Here is a 15,451-nt window from a genome sequence, read left to right as displayed (position 1 = left end):
TCCCGCGCGGCCATCACCATCTTCCCGTGCATTCGTCTTCCAGACCGCTGGAGTCTGCCATGTCCGCCACCGCGAATGTCCCCTGCCCGCATTGCGGCGCACTCAATCGCGTACCCGCCGATCGCCTCGGCGAGCATCCCGTCTGCGGACGCTGCAAGCAGGCCTTATTCGAGGGTCATCCGATGGAACTGGACACCGCGCGCTTCGACGCCGTCGCGTTGCGCGGCGATCTCCCGGTGATCGTCGATTTCTGGGCGACCTGGTGCGGCCCCTGCCGCTCGTTCGCGCCGGTGTTCGCCGAAGCCGCGCGGCAGTGGGAGCCGCGCCTGCGCTTCGCCAAGGTGGACACCGATGCGCAACAGGCGCTGGCGCAGCGCTACGGCATCCGCAGCATTCCCACGCTGATGCTGCTGCGCGGCGGCCGCGAAATCGCGCGGCAGGCCGGCGCGCTGCCGCCGGCTCAGCTGAGGCAGTTCATCGAGAACGCGCTGCGCTGATCGGCACGTCCTCGGCCGCATCGATGAATGCGGCGATGCTGTGATAAAGCGAAAACCGATACCGCTCCAGATGCATCACGTGCGTGCCGTGATCGATGCGCAGCCGCCATGCGAGCGGGCTGCCGCTGAAACGCGCCATGAAGGCGGCGGCCTGCGCGTCGTTCACGACATTGTCGTAGTCGCCGTACACCGCGAACACCGGCACGGCGATGCGTGACGGATCGTAGGGATAGCGCCCGCGCTGCACCTCGGCGATATCGGCCAGCGGACCGCCGGGGATGCGCAGCAGTCCTGGCGCATCGCCGCGCACATGGGGCACGGAGGCATCGAACGCCGCCGCCCAGTGGCGTGCGACGGCCGGCTCCAGCAGTTGCGTGCCTTGCGGCAGCACGTCCTCGAAACGCAACTGGCGGTAGCGCTCCTGTGCGGTGATGCCCCACCACGCCGGTGCGACCTCCGTGGCGGTTGCGCCGGTCGGCACCACCGGACCGAACAAGGTGAGCGAGGCCAGCGCATCCGGGTGCTCCGCGGCATAAGCCGCCGCGGGAATCGTGCCCCAGGAATGCGCGATCAGATGCACGGCAAGGCCGCGTCGGCCGTGCAGTTCGTCCATGGCCAGACCGATCTCCCGTGCCGCTTCCAGCGCATCCGTCGCCGGCTTCGACGCATCGGCCGGACCGGCCAGCGCCGGTGGCCGGCTCGAGTCGCCGAAGCCGAGGAAATCAAGGCCGCAGGCCAGGAAGCCGCGACGCGCCATGAAGGCCAGCCACGAATCGCCGGGCGCGAACTCGAACCCGGCTGCCAGGCTGGTAGGAAAACTGGCGCCATGCACGAACAACGCGGCGTGTCGCGCGGGCACGTCCGGCTCGATGCAGTGCAGCGCCACGCGCTGACCGTCCGCGCCCGCCGACAGGAAAGAGGTATGCGATGACGACACGGCCGCCAGGCCGATGGCAAACAGAAGCGACATGTAGCGTACTCATGGGAAACCTCACCCCATGCTGCACGCCGCGGCGAGGCATCGTTTCGCCGGATACCGAAACGACGCCGTCGAAAACGCGTTAGCGATGCACGCCGGAAACCGCACGCTCGGCCATCACGAACTGCACGAAAGCATCGAACAGCCCGCCTTCGTCCTCGCCCAGTCCGGCCGCTTCTGCGCGAAGCGCTCACGCCCCGGCTGCTCATCGTAGGGATGGCGCATCACGTCCAGCAGTTCATGGATGCCGGCATAGTCGCCCTGCTCCGCACGATCGATCGCTTCCTGCGCAAGATAGTTGCGCAGCACGTAGCGCGGATTGACGCTATGCATCAGCGCGCGCCGCGCGTCGTGCATCAGCGGATCTTCGACCAGCCGCGCGGTATAGCGCGCCAGCCAGGCCTGGAAGCCCGCCTCGGTGCGCCAGGCTTTCGCCTCGTCGTAGAAAGCGTGCCGCAGCGGTTCCAGCGTCGGCGCGTACGGATCGACGTCGGACAGCGCACGGAAGAACAGCGTCATATCGACCTCACCTTCCTGCAGCAACGCTTGCAGCGACTTCATCAGCTCGACGTCCTCGTCGCGGCATTCGGCCAGGCCGAGCTTCGCGGCGACGAAGCGACGGTCCGCCGCGGCGAAGGCGGCCGCATAGCGGTCCAGTCCGGCCTGCAGCGGCTCTGCGCCGGCGAACAGCGGCGACAGCGCACCGGCGAGGCGGCTGAGGTTCCACCAGGCGATGCCGGGCTGCTGGCCGAAGCGGTAGCGGCGGCGGCCCGCATCGGTGGTGTTGGGCGTCCAGTCCGGATCGAAATCGTCGATCCAGCCATACGGGCCGTAGTCGATGGTCAGACCGAGGATGGACATGTTGTCGGTATTCATCACGCCGTGCACGAAGCCCACGCGCATCCAGTGCGCCGCCATCAGCGCGGTGCGTTCGCACACCTGCCCGAACCATTCGGTATACAGCGCCTCGCCCTCGCCTTGCAGTTCGGGGAAATCGCGACGAATGGTGAAGTCGACCAGCTGCCGCAGCAGCGTCACGTCGCCGCGCGATGCAGGCAACTCGAAGTTGCCGAAGCGGATGAACGATGGCGCCACACGGCACACGATCGCGCCGGGCTCTTCGCGCGGGTGACCGTCGTAGAACATGTCGCGCACGACGTGGTCACCCGTGAGTACCAGGCTCAGCGCGCGCGTGGTCGGCACGCCCAGGTGATGCATCGCCTCGCTGCACAGGAATTCGCGGATCGACGAACGCAGCACCGCGCGGCCGTCGGCACCGCGCGAGTACGGCGTGGGGCCGGCACCCTTGAGCTGCAGTTCGAAGCGCCGCCCGGCATCGTCGGCCAACTCGCCCAGCGAGATCGCGCGCCCGTCGCCGAGCTGCCCCGCCCACACGCCGAACTGGTGGCCGCCGTAGTTGGCCGCCCACGGCTCCATGCCCGGCATCAGCGCATTGCCGCCGAACACCTGGACGAACTGCGGCCTGACCAGATCCGTCTCATCCAGCCCCAGTGCGGCAGCCACCTCCGGCGACCAGGCGACTAGGCGGGGCGCCTTCACCGGCGTCGGTTCCACCCGCGAGTAGGCCGCGGCCACTTGACGCACTGCGGCACCCTGCTCCGGATCGGCCGGAAGTTCGCGCACGAAGGCATTGTCGAAACGGAGTTTTTGCATGGCGATGGCGACGGACACGCGCGGCTGCGCTCACTCCATATCGCGGCGACTGGGCGGCAAAGCAAGGCGCCGTAATCGCAGCGGTATGAACGTTGCAAGCCCCGACCGGGCTCGATCGAACAGGCCGAACCCAACGAATTTCACATTTCACACACAAACCCGATAAACCTGTTTACTATGCATTCATGGCTGCGCAGGGGCAGCCTCGGAGCGAACCACATGCACATGCCATTGGCTGACTCCGCCTTCGGGCGCGGGATACAGCGAATCGCAGGGATGCTTGCCGCGAAAGCGGGCCTGGACGCGAAAACCGAGCGCAAGCAGCACTCGGACTTCCACCTGGTTTCCTGGCAGCCGGGCGCACGCTCGCGCCGCGAGGACGAGCTGGCGCGGGCGCGCCAGCAGCAGCTGTTCTCGACGATCGAGTCCTGAGCTAGCGAAAAATCGCCGCCACCTCGTCCGGCGCCAGCAGGCGCCACGCGCCGGGCGCGAGATCCTCGCCGAGGGCGAGGCCGCCGACCGACCGGCGGTGCAACGTCTCCACGTGATTGCCCACCGCCGCGAACATGCGTCGCACCTGGTGGTAGCGCCCTTCCGTCACCGCCAGCCGCGCGCGACGCGGCCCGAGTACCTCCAGCTGCGCGGGCTCCAGCGGTTCGTCCTCCGACTCCAGCAGCATGCGGCCACTGGCGAACAGTTCGCCTTCGTCGCCGCGCAGGTCGCTCGCCAGCTCCGCCTCGTACACCTTGGCCACCTGCGCGCGCGGCGAAATGATCCGGTGCAGCAGCGCGCCATCGTCGGTGAACAGCAGCAGCCCCGAGGTATCGCGGTCCAGCCGCCCCACCGTGGACAGCGCCGGATCGCGCATGCGGAAACGCGGCGGCAGCAGGTCATAGACGACGCGCCCCGGATCCTTGCGCGAACAGGTGTAGCCCAGCGGCTTGTGCATCATCAGTACGATGCCCGGCGCCGGATCCAGCGGCTCGCCATCAAGGCGGATCTGCTCGGGCGGCACTTTGTCGTCGGCGTACAGCACCTCGCCCTGCGCGTCGGTGATGCGGCCTTCGCGGAACATCCACGCCACGTCCTTGCGGCTGCCGTAGCCGAGGTTGGCGATCAGCTTGACCAGTTTCATGCGCGTACGCTCCGTGCCTCGATCACTTTGAATCCATCTTGCGCGATCACCGGGCGCACCTCGCCGAACCGCGCGGCCAGCGTGGCCTCGTACGGCAGGTGACGATTGGCGACCAGCCACAGGCGTCCGTGCGGCCGCAGCGCCGAGGCGGCCGCGTCGATGAAGGCGCGGCCGAGTTCGGGCAGGTCCTCGCGGCTCTGCAGATGGAATGGCGGATTGCTGACGATCGCGTCGTAGCGCTCCGGCAAACCGGCGGCGACGTCATGCCAGCGCACGCGCACGTCGACGGCTCGTCCCGCTTCGCGCTGCGCGGCTGCCATGTTCAACCGCGCTGGTTCCAGTGCGCGCGCATCCGCTTCGTAAAGATCGATCGCCGTTACCTGCGGACAGCGGGCCAGCACCTGCGCGGAGAGATAACCGTAACCGGCGCCGAGATCGGCCACGCGCCCATGCAGGTCGTCAGGCAGATGCGCGGCAAGCAATGCCGAAGCCGCATCCACGCGATCCCAGGCGAACAGCCCGGGGCGGCTCCAGTATCCGGCTGCGTTGATGCGCGGCGCATCCAGTGCGAGCCATGCCTGCAGCAGCGCCTCGTCCACGCGCTGATCCAGCGGCGCGGTCCAGAACACGCGGCATTTGTGCTTGGACGCCTGCGCCACGCTGCCGGCGAGCCGCGCCAGGTCCGCCTCACCCGAACGCGCACCGTCCGTATTGGGCATGCAGGCCAGTACGACGCCGCCGGGCATCGCATGGCGCACCGCGCGGGCGAACAGCGCGCGCGCCTCATCGCGCTGGCGCGGAGGCAGCACTAATACCAGCGGAAAACGTTCGTCCTGTGCCGGTTCCGCTACGCGCAGGCCGCTGCGTTCCAGCATCTCGGCGAATGGCTTGAAGCTCTGCTCGCAGATCCAGCCGGGCCGCGCCATCTCGCGCAGACTGAAGCCGTCGCGCGCATGGAGAAACAGCACGCGTCCATCCGGCGGCAAAGCGAGCTGGCCGCTGGCGACGGGAACGAACAGGGCCTCCAGCGCGGCTTGCGCGGAGGACGAGGCGGCGACACTCACCGGCGAGCCTTGTCGAAAGGGAAACCGGGGCATTTTACGCGCTCTGCTCCGCATGGCACGCCGTTGACCCGGCGCCTGCGCTAATGTCGCCGCCATGCGGTGCGCATCGCTCTCCCTGCCTCGCCTTCTGATGCTCGCGCTCGGCGGCGCACTTGCCGGCTGCAGCCCTTCGCCGGCGCCTGTCGCCACCACGCCGACGCCGCCCATGTCGTTCGAAGGCAGCTACGTCCAGGACGGCCAGCGCCTGGACATCTCGCGACGCGACGGTGGCTACTGGCTGGAGATCCATGGCGATGCGCCCGGCCATTGCGCCTTCACCGGCCCCGCGCTGGCGGTCGGCGATCGCCTGCTCGCCTCGTTGCAGAACTGGAAGAGCGGCGCCGTGCTCACCATCCGCCGCGCGGCCGACGGCAATCTCGACGTGCTCAGCGAGCAGGAAGACGACCGCTTCTCGCTCGCCTATTTCTGCCGCGGCGGCGCCAGCCTCGCCGGCAGCTACCGCCCGCAACGCGAACCCTCGGCCACGCGCTGATCGCTCAGCGCGCCGGCATGGGCAGCATCGTTTCGCCGCGCAACAGACCGCGCAGGCTGCGCCAGGCCAGCGCGGCGATCGTGCCGCTGGCAACGAGCAGCAACGCCAGCGCCAGCCACTCGGCCCACACCGAAGGCATCGCCTTCGCGTAGCGCTGCGCCGCCACCGCGCTGGCGGCCAGCGGAAAGCCCAGCGCCCACCACGACAGCAGGAACGGCTGACCACGCAACCACGACACGGTGCGCGGAAGCAGCAGCGCGAGCAGCAGGACATCGAGATGGAACAGCGCGCGAGCGAACGCGTCCACCGCGCCGGCTAAAGCGACATACGCGGAAAATCCCACGGCGAATGGCGCCGACAGGATCAGCAGCGACGGCCGCAGCGCGGGCGGCCAGGCTGGATGGAACAACAGCCGCGCACTGACCAGCACGAACAGCATCGCCGCCAGCAGCCATCCTCCGGCCAGCGCAATCACCATGACCTCGCGCCATGCCGGCCAGCCGAGCGCGGGAAACGCCAGCGGTATGTCCAACAGGCCCACGGCGGGAATCAGCCAAGCAGCGTTGACGTGCCGCATGACCTGCCGTTCGGCCAGCCAGCTCCGACAGATACGCCACACGAACACCACCATGCCGCCCGCGCCGAACAGCCACAGCACGCGCGCAGGTAATACGGCATACGTCGGCAGCAGCATCGGCAGCAACAACAGGCTGATCCAGAACGTGCCGGCGAACGGCGCGCCCGCCGGCTGCCGCAACTCGGCCAGCCAGGCGGCGCGGTCGCGGCGAAGACGCCGCCATTGCACGGCACACAGCAACGCGAACAACATCCAGGCCAATGCGGCGAATGCATCGCCCACCAAGCTCAGCACCGTTCCCTGCCCCGCCAGCCGCCACGCCAACGCCAGGCCGGCAAGGCCCATCACGCTGGCGAACAAGGCCACCGGCCATGGCGCCGTGGCGCCGCCGTCGTTCCAACGCATCGTTCGTTCTCCCTGGGTTTCGTTCGCCGCGCGGGCGAGCGGCCGGAACGCTCGTTTCCGGCCGCTCGCGCATCAGGCGGCTTCGTGCGCGCTCACCGCGTCCATCACGCGCGCCGAATAGACCAGCGCGGCACCAGCGTTCAAAGCTACGGCTACACCGAGCGCTTCGGCGATTTCCTCGTGGCTCGCGCCCTCCTTCAACGCCGCGGCCGAGTGCACGGTGATACAGCCATCGCAGCGCGTGGTCACCGCCACGGCCAGCGCAATGAGCTCGCGCGTCTTGGCATCGAGATGGCCGGTCTTGGCGCCGGCGCTGGAAAGCGTCTGGTAGCCGGCCAGCGTGCCGGGGCTCAGCTTGCCGACTTCACCGATGCGGCCCAGCAGTTCTTTGCGGTATTCCACCCAGTCGAGCATGACGATTCTCCAATCAAGAGCGGCAGGCACCTCGCCCGCCGTGAGGACCAGTGTTGCGCCGCCCGCCGTCACGCTGAATACTCGTGCGACTCCGTTTCTGGCGCGATCGTCTCAGAGCCCACCATGGATGCCCTAAGCCGTCTGATCCAGCTCGCGCGTCTGCAGGGTCAGCTCGACCTGCGCTGCCAGTTCGCCGGCGGCTTCGCCGTCGACCATGCACCGGCGCGGCCAGGCGAGGCGTGGTTCCACCTGGTGCTCGACGGCGGCTGCGTGATCGAAGCGGAAGGCGCCAAGCCGCTGTCGCTGGCAACCGGCGACCTGGCCATCTTCCCGCGTGGCGCGGAGCACCGGGTCCGCGACTGCCACGGCGCCGCCCAGCGCGCGCCGCTGCGCCTCGACCACGACGGCCTGCTGCCGGTGCGCCGCAATACCGACGGCACGCCCGAGCTGGACCTCCTGTGCGGACGCTTCCTTTATGCGCCTGCCTCGGCGAGCCTGCTGCTGTCGGCGCTGCCTTCCGTGCTGAAGGTGTCGCTGCGCGATGCCGCCGGCATGGAGACGCTGCGCGTCCTGGTCGCGCTCTTGCGTGCCGAAGCCGGACGGCAGCAACCCGGCGCGCTGGCGGTGATCACCGCGCTGACCCAGGCGCTGTTCGCCCTGGCGCTGCGCGCGCACGCCGAAGGCGATGCGCGGCATGCCGGCCTGCTGCCGCTGCTGGCCGACGCACGGCTCGGCGCCGCGGTGCGCGCGATGCTGGCCGAGCCGGCACGCGCCTGGACCCTGGAAGAACTGGGCCGCATCGCGGCGATGTCACGCGCCAGCTTCGCCCGCCACTTCGGCGAACGCGCCGGCATGACGCCGGGCGAATGCCTCGCGCGCCTGCGCATGCAGATCGCCGGCGACCTGCTGCTGCATTCGCGCCGCCGCACAGGCGACATCGGCCAGGACGTGGGCTACCAGTCGGAAGCCGCCTTCGGCAAGGCATTCCGCCACTACATGGGCACCACGCCGGCGCGCTTCCGCCGCGAGCACGCCGCCGGCACGACGACGGATGCCGGCTGAGCGCTGCTGACAACACGCTGGCAGCAGGCCCCGCGCAAGCTGCGCGCCATTCTTCCCACCCAGGCAACCCTATGCAGTACGCATCTATCGTCCTGTTCGGCGCCGGCGCCGGTTTCGGCCTGCCCGACAAGAGCCCCTTCGTGCACAAGGCCGAAACCCAGCTGAAGATGGCCGGCATTCCCTACGAAAAGCGCACCGGCAGTCGCGAAGAAGCGCCCAAAGGCAAGTTCCCCTATATCGAGGACGCCGGCACGCGCATGGGCGATTCGACGCTGATCCGCACCTATCTCGAACGCCGCGATGGCATCGACCTCGACGCCGGGCTGTCCGCGCAGCAGCGCGCGCAGGCCTGGACGCTGGAGCGCCTGCTGGAAGATCACCTTTATTGGGCGCTGATCTATTACCGCTGGATGGACCTGGACAACTTCGCCAAAGGCCCCGCGCACAACGTCGACCATGCGCCGGAAGCGTTGCGTCCGCAGCTGCGTGCCGAGATGCAGGCACGCGTGGCGGAAACCCTGCGCATGCATGGCCTGGGACGCCACGCCCCTGATGAGATCCTCGACCTCGGCCGGCGCAGCCTGGACGCCACATCGGCATGGCTGGGCGATCGCGAGTACCTGTTCGGCGATCGCCCCAGCGCCACCGATGCCACCGCGTCGGCGATGCTCGCCGGCGTGCTCACGCCGTTCTTCGAATCGCCTCTGCGCGAAACGGCGGAGGGACACGCGAACCTCGTCGCGTATGCCTCGCGCATGATGGCGCGGTATTTCCCGGAGCATCCCTGGCACGCGTGATGCGATCCGCACCACGCGGTCAGGCGCGGCGCGAAGCCAGGCGATCGGCCAGCCGCGTGGCCTCCGGCAAGCGGTAGCGGGTGCAGCCGGCCAGCACGCGCCGCGCTGCGCCTTCGATGCTCACCCGATGCCCCGGCGAGACGATCAGCGGCCGCACGCGCTCCTTGCTGCGCAACACCGTGCCGATCGTGCGGCCGCGATAGAGCAGCGGCACGTGTGCGCCGCGCTCTTCGCCCAGCGCGCCGTGCGTGCCGACCAGGATGGTCTTGGCCACGCCGATGGTCGGCAATCCGGTGATCACGCCCAGATGCGAGGCGATGCCCAGCCCGCGCGGATGCGCGATGCCCTGCCCGTCGACGAAGACCAGCCCGGGACGTTCGGGCAAGGCCGCCAGCGCTTCCAGCACCGCCGGCAGCTCGCGAAACGACAGCAGGCCAGGGATGTAGGGCATGCGCGTGGGCAAGCGTGCCACCACCTCGGCGAGCGGCTGCAGCGTGTGCGCGTCCAGCAGCACGGCCGCGGCGCGCGTGATCGCGCCCTGCTCCTCGAAACCCACGTCCACGCCGGCAATGCGTTCCGGTTCGGGGAAGTCTTCCACCAGGCTCACGCGCCGGGCCCATTCGGTCTGCAGCTCGCGGGCCTTGGCCACGTCGCCGTCCCACGCGGGCACGGCATCGTTGATCGTCGTCCAGTCCATCGGGCAAGGGTGGCGGCAGGCGACTGAACGCGCCGTCAAAACCGGCTGCGTATTGATTGACCCTGCACGGGCGCGTCCGGATCATGCCGCCATGTCTATCCTGCTTCGCACCGTGCTGATCCTGCTGCTGGCCATCGGCGGCAGCTCCCTGACCCTGGCCCAGGACGCGCCGGACACCGCCGCCCCCGCCCCATCATCCGCTCCACCAGGCGTGGACCAGCTCAACGGCCAGCTCGAGCAGCTCAGGGAAGTGCTGGCCAAGACCGACAAGCTCGGCGACACCGCCCTGCAGGACCTGCGCACGCGTGCCCAGGCGCTGCAGCAGCAGGCCGATCAGCTGGTGGCGTTGTTGTCGCCGCAGGCGGACGGACTGAAGGCCAAGCTCGACGTGCTCGGGCCCGCCCCGGAGAAGGGCCAGCCGGCCGAACCGCAGGAAGTGGCCAATCAGCGCAAGCAGCTGGGCAAGGACAAGGCCGACCTGGACGCGCAGATCAAGCAGGCCAAGACGGTCAGCCTCGAAAGCCTGCAGCTTGCCAACCAGGTCGCCGCATTGCGCCGTCAGCTGTTCGAGGCGCGGCTGAGCCAGCGCACCTCCTCGCCGCTGAGTCGCGCCTTCTGGGCCTCGCTGTCGCGCAACGCGCCGGATGACGGCGCAGGCCTGGCCGAGCTCGGCCGGGATGTGTGGACGGCCACCAGCCAGGCCTGGCAACCAGGCAACCGTACGCCATTCTTCATCTGCCTGGCCGCGGCGATCGCGCTGTTCGCCGTCGGCCGCCGCTTGCTTGAACGCGTGTTGCTGCGCCTGACCAGCGACCGCATGCCGGCCGGCCATCTGCGGCGCAGCGCGCTGGCCATGTTCATCACACTGGGCACTACGCTCACCTACGGCTTCGCCGCTTACCTGCTCTATCTCGCGCTGGACTGGAACGGCACGCTGGGCGAGGAGATCGGCAGCCTCGCCGTATCGATGGTCGTGCTCGCCTGGACCAGTGCCTACATCGCCGGCCTGGGCCGCGCACTGCTCAGCGCGGGCCGCCCGTCCTGGCGCATGCCGGCGCTGAGCGACGACCTGGCGCGGCGCCTGCGCCCGTTCCCGCCGCTGCTGGCCTGGTGCACCCTGCTGCTCGGCCTGGCTGAGCGCATCACCGCGCAGATCGGTGCGTCGCTGTCGGCTACCGTGGCGGTCAACGGCCTGCTCGCGCTGCTGGTGGCCGGCCTGATCGCCGCTGCGCTGGTGCGCATGGGCCGTGCGCGGCGCGCATTGCTCGCGGCTGGCACCGTGCCGGGCAAGCGGCCGCTGTGGGTGGGCCTGCTGGTAGCGGCGGCGTTCGCCGGCGTCGCCCTGGTATGGCTGGGCCTGCTCACCGGCTACATCGCATTTGCCTTCTTCGTGGCGCGCCAGATGCTTGCCGGCGGGGTGATCGTCGGCTCGGTGTATCTGCTGATGCACCTGGTCAACGACCTGTTCGAAACGCTGTTCTCGCCGCAGTCGCGCACCGGCATGCGCATGCAGGAGTCGTTCGGCGTATCGCCCATACGGCTGGAGCAGACGGCGGTGGTGCTCTCCGGCCTGAGCCGCGCGTTCCTGCTGTTGCTGGCGATCCCGCTGCTGCTGGCCCCCTACGGCGCCGGTCCCGAGGAACTGTTCAACCGCGGCGGCCAGCTGTTCGCCGTACGCACGGTCGGCACGGTGGCGATCGACCCGGGCAACATCTTCACGGCAGCGGTGATCCTGGCCGCCGGCGTGGCGGCGACGCGCCTGATCAGGCGCTGGCTGTCGCAGCAACTGCTGCCCAAGACCGCGCTCGAGCCGGGCATGCAAATGTCCATCGTCACCCTGCTCGGCTACGTCTGCGGCGTGCTGGTGTTCGTGCTGGTGCTCGGCGCTCTGAAGGTGAATCTGCAGAGCATCACCTGGGTCGCCTCGGCGCTCTCGGTAGGCATCGGCTTCGGCCTGCAGGCGATCGTGCAGAACTTCATCTCCGGCCTGATCCTGCTGGCAGAGCGTCCGGTAAAAGTGGGCGACTGGATCAGCCTGCCCGGCGCGGGCGTGGAAGGCGACGTCAAGCGCATCAACGTGCGCGCCACCGAGATCCAGCAAGGCGACCGCTCCACCGTGATCGTGCCCAATTCGCAGCTGATCACCCAGAACGTGCGCAACGTGACCCAGGCCGGCGCGCTGGGCCGCGTGCAGATCCGCCTGCCGATGCCGCTGAGCACCGAGGCGGGCAAGGCGCGCAAGGTGCTGCTGGGCGTGATGGGCGAGCACCCTTCCACGCTCGAGACGCCCAAGCCGAGCGTGCAGCTGGACACTATCGACGGCCAGTCGCTGATCTTCGTATGTACCGCCTATGTCGGCAGTCCGCGCGAAGTTGCCGCGGTGAAGAGCGACCTGCTGTTCGACATGCTCGACAAGCTCGCCACGGCGCAGCTGCCGATGTCCACGCCGCAGGACATGGTGCTGCGCCGCCCGTCGGCACCCGTGCCACCCGATCCCGCGCCCGTCACCGTCGTGCCGGCGAAGCCGCAGGATCCGAAGCCAGCTTCCTAGGCCAACGGCAGATAGACGTCCGAACGCAGCATCGACTCGGGCGTCTGCTCCGGATCGTCCAGGTAGTGATGGAACAGCGGCGTATCGCGCAACTCATGCCCGCTGTCCGGCAGCCATTCGGCCAGCAGCCGTTCGGTGAGCGCATCCATCCCGTCGTAGTTGCCGACGTGGCGCAGGCGCGCCCACCGGCCACCGCCCAGTTCGAGCGCGAATAGCCCCTGCCCCGGCTCGGCCAGTGCATCGAAGGCGAGCGCGCTGTCAAAGACGAAGTCGTCCGGCGGCGTGTCGCGATGGTCGCTGTACGGCACGCCATAGATGCCGGCGATGCGCTCCACCAGCCCCTTTTCCGCCGCCCAGCCGAACAGGCGCACGAAGGCCTGGTCGAGATCCGCGTAGTCGCCGCGGTTGCGCAGCGCGATCACCCGGAACGGTTCCACCGATGTCACTTCCACCTGCAATGGCGGCGCGGGCACGCGCTGTTCGGCCGGCGCATGGCGGCACTGCTCGATCGCCGCGGCCAGCCGCGCGGGGTCGGCGCGCAGTGCGCTCGGCGTATCGCCGAAGGCCTGGCGGAATGCCCGCGCGAACGCCTGCGGCGTTTCGTAGCCGACCGCGAGCGCCGCGTCGGTGACCGGCTGCACCGGATCGGCCAGCAGGCGCAGCGCGCGCAGCAGACGCAGGCGCAAGGCGGTGTTCCCCGGCGTTTCGCCGGTCAAAGCGCGATACACGCGGTGAAAGTGGAACGGCGACAGGTGCGCGGCCTCGGCCAGGCGCGCCGGGTCGGGCAGTTCCTCGCCCGCGTTGATCGCCTGCTCCAGCAGGGCGACGGCGCGATCGATGCGCTGCACATAACGGTTGCGGGTCTGGCTTTTCACGACATGGCTCCGGGCGGTGGCGGGAAGGCCAGCATCGCCGCGCCGGTTGGCGTCGGCGGTTCCGATCCTGCGCAGTGCACATGGCCCGCCGCAAGCGCTCTAGGCAAGAAGTCATGGTGGGCAGGCTCGCCCCTGGCTCGTAAAGTCGGTGTTCATCTCTTTTTTTCAGCCATGCCGCCCGCGACGGAGCGCTCTGCGGCCCTGCCCGGAGGTTTCATGCCGATTCGCCGCCCGTTCGCTCCGTCCTTCCTCGCCGCCGCGTTGGTCACTGCGCTCGGCGCCGGTGCCGTCCACGCGCAGACCGCGCCTCTCACGCCGGACATCCCCGCCAAGTTCGACGCGCCCGCCGCCGGCTACGACTACGTCAAGCGCGACGTGATGATCCCGATGCGCGACGGCGTGAAGCTGCACACGGTGATCGTGATTCCCAAAGGCGCCAGGCATGCGCCGATCCTGCTCACGCGCACGCCGTACAACGCCAGCGGCCGTGCCGCCCGGCTGGACTCGCCGAGCATGCTCGCGCAGTTGCCGCAAGGCGATGAAGTGTTCGTGCGCGGCGGCTACATCCGCGTGTTCCAGGACGTACGCGGCAAGTACGGCTCCGAAGGCGAGTACGTGATGACCCGTCCGCTGCGCGGCCCTCTGAACAGCAGCGAGGTCGACCACTCCACCGACGCCTACGACACCATCGACTGGCTGGTGAAGAACCTGCCCGAGTCCAACGGCAAGGTCGGCATGCTCGGCTCCTCCTATGAAGGCTTCACCGTGGTGATGGCGCTGATCAATCCGCATCCCGCGTTGAAGGTCGCCGCGCCGGAAAGTCCCATGGTCGACGGCTGGATGGGCGACGACTGGTTCCACTATGGCGCCTACCGCCAGACCAACTTCGATTACATCCGCGGCCAGACCGCGCAGAAGGGCAAGGGCTCGAGCGCACCGCGCGAGGGCTACGACGACTACAGCAACTTCCTCGACGCCGGCTCGGCCGGCGACTACGCGCGCGCCAACGGCTTCGAGCAGCTGCCGTTCTGGAAGAAGCTCGACGAGCATCCCGCCTACGACGCCTTCTGGCAGGGCCAGGCGCTGGACAAGATCATGGCGCAGCAACCGCTGAAGGTGCCCACCATGTGGCTGCAAGGCCTGTGGGACCAGGAGGACATGTGGGGCGCCATCCACAGCTACGAAGCGACCGAACCCAAGGACAAGGGCAACGACAAGAACTTCCTGGTGATGGGCCCGTGGCGCCATAGCCAGGTGAACTACGACGGCACCTCGCTGGGCCCGCTGAAGTGGGACGGCGACACCGCGCTGCAATTCCGCCGCGACGTGCTCAAGCCGTTCTTCGACCAGTACCTGGTGGACGGCGCGCCCAAGGCGAACACGCCGCCGGTGCTGATCTACAACACCGGCGAGAACCGCTGGGACCGCTACAAGTCCTGGCCGCTCAGCTGCGACAGCGGCTGCGCCAGCAAGCCGAAGTCGCTGTACCTGGAAGCCGGCGGCAAGCTCTCGTTCGACGCGCCGGCCGACGGCGCGGCGAAGTTCGACGAATACGTCTCCGATCCGGCCAAGCCCGTGCCCTACCAGCCACGTCCGGTGCATTTCGCCGACCATGACGCGTGGACGCGCTGGCTGGTAATGGACCAGCGCTTCGTCGATGGCCGTCCGGACGTGCTCACCTATGTCAGCGAACCGCTGAAGGCACCGCTGCATGTGGGCGGCGCGCCGCAGGTGAATCTGTTCGCGTCGACCAGCGGCACCGACAGCGACTGGGCGGTCAAGCTGATCGACGTGTATCCGGACACGGTGGCCTCCGATCCGGACATGGGCGGCTATGAACTGCCGGTGTCGCTGGACATCTTCCGCGGCCGCTACCGCACCAGCTTCGAGCATCCCCAGGCGATCACGCCGGACCAGCCGCTGCAGTACCGTTTCGGTCTGCCGACGGTGAACCATGTGTTCCAGCCCGGCCATCGCATCATGGTGCAGGTGCAGTCGACGCTGTTCCCGCTGTACGACCGCAATCCGCAGACCTTCGTGCCGAACATCTTCGACGCCAAGCCCGCGGACTACCAGAAGGCCACGCAGCGCGTGTTCCACGCGCCCGGTACCGCCAGCTCGATCAGTCTGCCGGTGGTCAAATGACGTCGGTCGGGGGGAGCGCAGCGAACCCCGACATCGCACCATCGATC

At 68.8% G+C, this 15,451-nt stretch carries 15 protein-coding genes; 7 read left to right on the top strand and 8 right to left on the bottom strand.

The annotated features are described in order from the left end of the window. Positions 1–59 precede the first annotated feature (59 nt). Complete coding sequence (trxC, locus tag ACNR9O_RS05210) at positions 60–497, top strand: thioredoxin TrxC (RefSeq protein WP_473682324.1); 438 nt, start codon at positions 60–62, stop codon at positions 495–497. On the opposite strand, the gene ACNR9O_RS05205 is transcribed toward trxC, so the two are convergent. Both ACNR9O_RS05205 and ACNR9O_RS05200 read right to left on the bottom strand, forming a co-directional pair. Then, a complete protein-coding gene (locus tag ACNR9O_RS05205) occupies positions 475–1,467 on the bottom strand; it encodes an alpha/beta hydrolase (protein WP_473682325.1) in 993 nt (330 codons plus the stop codon). The genes trxC and ACNR9O_RS05205 overlap by 23 nt on opposite strands. 126 nt (positions 1,468–1,593) lie before the next feature. Further along, positions 1,594–3,150, bottom strand: coding sequence for a protein adenylyltransferase SelO (locus ACNR9O_RS05200; RefSeq protein ID WP_473700745.1), 1,557 nt, complete (start codon positions 3,148–3,150; stop codon positions 1,594–1,596). Positions 3,151–3,369: 219 nt separating this feature from the next. On the opposite strand from ACNR9O_RS05200, the gene ACNR9O_RS05195 reads away from it, so the two are divergent. Further along, complete coding sequence (locus ACNR9O_RS05195; protein ID WP_473682327.1) at positions 3,370–3,582, top strand: hypothetical protein; 213 nt, start codon at positions 3,370–3,372, stop codon at positions 3,580–3,582. 1 nt (position 3,583) lies between these two features. Here ACNR9O_RS05195 and ACNR9O_RS05190 read toward each other — a convergent pair whose 3' ends face one another. Further along, the gene (locus ACNR9O_RS05190) at positions 3,584–4,285 is read right to left on the bottom strand and encodes a pseudouridine synthase (protein WP_473682328.1); all 702 of its coding nucleotides are present in this window, start codon (positions 4,283–4,285) and stop codon (positions 3,584–3,586) included. Further along, the gene (locus tag ACNR9O_RS05185) at positions 4,282–5,382 is read right to left on the bottom strand and encodes a class I SAM-dependent methyltransferase (protein WP_473700707.1); all 1,101 of its coding nucleotides are present in this window, start codon (positions 5,380–5,382) and stop codon (positions 4,282–4,284) included. The genes ACNR9O_RS05190 and ACNR9O_RS05185 overlap by 4 nt, the downstream gene beginning before the upstream one ends. Positions 5,383–5,554: 172 nt before the next feature. Between ACNR9O_RS05185 and ACNR9O_RS05180 the strand changes: the two genes are divergently transcribed. Continuing rightward, entirely contained in the window at positions 5,555–5,881 is a 327-nt protein-coding gene (locus ACNR9O_RS05180) for a hypothetical protein (protein WP_473682330.1), read from the top strand. Between the two features lie 4 nt (positions 5,882–5,885). Here ACNR9O_RS05180 and ACNR9O_RS05175 read toward each other — a convergent pair whose 3' ends face one another. Next, complete coding sequence (locus ACNR9O_RS05175; RefSeq protein WP_473682331.1) at positions 5,886–6,863, bottom strand: SLAC1 family transporter; 978 nt, start codon at positions 6,861–6,863, stop codon at positions 5,886–5,888. Between the two features lie 72 nt (positions 6,864–6,935). Further along, entirely contained in the window at positions 6,936–7,277 is a 342-nt protein-coding gene (locus ACNR9O_RS05170) for a carboxymuconolactone decarboxylase family protein (protein WP_473682332.1), read from the bottom strand. A gap of 123 nt (positions 7,278–7,400) precedes the next feature. On the opposite strand from ACNR9O_RS05170, the gene ACNR9O_RS05165 reads away from it, so the two are divergent. After that, a complete protein-coding gene (locus ACNR9O_RS05165) occupies positions 7,401–8,339 on the top strand; it encodes a cupin domain-containing protein (RefSeq protein ID WP_473682333.1) in 939 nt (312 codons plus the stop codon). Positions 8,340–8,410: 71 nt separating this feature from the next. Beyond that, the gene (locus ACNR9O_RS05160; RefSeq protein WP_473682334.1) at positions 8,411–9,136 is read left to right on the top strand and encodes a glutathione S-transferase family protein; all 726 of its coding nucleotides are present in this window, start codon (positions 8,411–8,413) and stop codon (positions 9,134–9,136) included. Between the two features lie 19 nt (positions 9,137–9,155). Here the strand turns inward: ACNR9O_RS05160 and nfi are convergent, their stop codons facing one another. Continuing rightward, on the bottom strand, positions 9,156–9,833 hold the full coding sequence (nfi, locus tag ACNR9O_RS05155; protein WP_473682335.1) for a deoxyribonuclease V: 678 nt from the start codon (positions 9,831–9,833) through the stop codon (positions 9,156–9,158). 91 nt (positions 9,834–9,924) lie between these two features. Here nfi and ACNR9O_RS05150 point away from each other — a divergent pair, with 91 nt between their 5' ends. Continuing rightward, positions 9,925–12,384: a DUF3772 domain-containing protein gene (locus ACNR9O_RS05150; RefSeq protein WP_473682336.1), complete on the top strand. Its 2,460-nt coding sequence runs from the start codon at positions 9,925–9,927 to the stop codon at positions 12,382–12,384. Here ACNR9O_RS05150 and ACNR9O_RS05145 read toward each other — a convergent pair. Continuing rightward, positions 12,381–13,259, bottom strand: a complete 879-nt coding sequence (locus ACNR9O_RS05145; protein ID WP_473682337.1) for an AraC family transcriptional regulator — start codon at positions 13,257–13,259, stop codon at positions 12,381–12,383. The genes ACNR9O_RS05150 and ACNR9O_RS05145 overlap by 4 nt on opposite strands. Positions 13,260–13,475: 216 nt before the next feature. Between ACNR9O_RS05145 and ACNR9O_RS05140 the strand changes: the two genes are divergently transcribed. Then, a complete protein-coding gene (locus ACNR9O_RS05140; protein WP_473682338.1) occupies positions 13,476–15,404 on the top strand; it encodes a CocE/NonD family hydrolase in 1,929 nt (642 codons plus the stop codon). The last annotated feature ends 47 nt before the right edge of the window (positions 15,405–15,451 follow it).

The sequence above is a fragment of the Dyella sp. CR10 genome (assembly GCF_055814425.1).
This window is presented reverse-complemented; position numbering and strand designations above follow the sequence as displayed.

What these genes read in the sequence shown, in the direction of transcription:
- trxC (WP_473682324.1), top strand. Translation starts at nt 60, where the DNA reads ATGTCCGCCACCGCGAATGTCCCCTGCCCGCATTGCGGCGCACTCAAT.
- ACNR9O_RS05205 (WP_473682325.1), bottom strand. Translation starts at nt 1,467, where the DNA reads ATGTCGCTTCTGTTTGCCATCGGCCTGGCGGCCGTGTCGTCATCGCAT.
- ACNR9O_RS05200 (WP_473700745.1), bottom strand. Translation starts at nt 3,150, where the DNA reads ATGCAAAAACTCCGTTTCGACAATGCCTTCGTGCGCGAACTTCCGGCC.
- ACNR9O_RS05195 (WP_473682327.1), top strand. Translation starts at nt 3,370, where the DNA reads ATGCACATGCCATTGGCTGACTCCGCCTTCGGGCGCGGGATACAGCGA.
- ACNR9O_RS05190 (WP_473682328.1), bottom strand. Translation starts at nt 4,285, where the DNA reads ATGAAACTGGTCAAGCTGATCGCCAACCTCGGCTACGGCAGCCGCAAG.
- ACNR9O_RS05185 (WP_473700707.1), bottom strand. Translation starts at nt 5,382, where the DNA reads ATGCCCCGGTTTCCCTTTCGACAAGGCTCGCCGGTGAGTGTCGCCGCC.
- ACNR9O_RS05180 (WP_473682330.1), top strand. Translation starts at nt 5,555, where the DNA reads ATGTCGTTCGAAGGCAGCTACGTCCAGGACGGCCAGCGCCTGGACATC.
- ACNR9O_RS05175 (WP_473682331.1), bottom strand. Translation starts at nt 6,863, where the DNA reads ATGCGTTGGAACGACGGCGGCGCCACGGCGCCATGGCCGGTGGCCTTG.
- ACNR9O_RS05170 (WP_473682332.1), bottom strand. Translation starts at nt 7,277, where the DNA reads ATGCTCGACTGGGTGGAATACCGCAAAGAACTGCTGGGCCGCATCGGT.
- ACNR9O_RS05165 (WP_473682333.1), top strand. Translation starts at nt 7,401, where the DNA reads ATGGATGCCCTAAGCCGTCTGATCCAGCTCGCGCGTCTGCAGGGTCAG.
- ACNR9O_RS05160 (WP_473682334.1), top strand. Translation starts at nt 8,411, where the DNA reads ATGCAGTACGCATCTATCGTCCTGTTCGGCGCCGGCGCCGGTTTCGGC.
- nfi (WP_473682335.1), bottom strand. Translation starts at nt 9,833, where the DNA reads ATGGACTGGACGACGATCAACGATGCCGTGCCCGCGTGGGACGGCGAC.
- ACNR9O_RS05150 (WP_473682336.1), top strand. Translation starts at nt 9,925, where the DNA reads ATGTCTATCCTGCTTCGCACCGTGCTGATCCTGCTGCTGGCCATCGGC.
- ACNR9O_RS05140 (WP_473682338.1), top strand. Translation starts at nt 13,476, where the DNA reads ATGCCGATTCGCCGCCCGTTCGCTCCGTCCTTCCTCGCCGCCGCGTTG.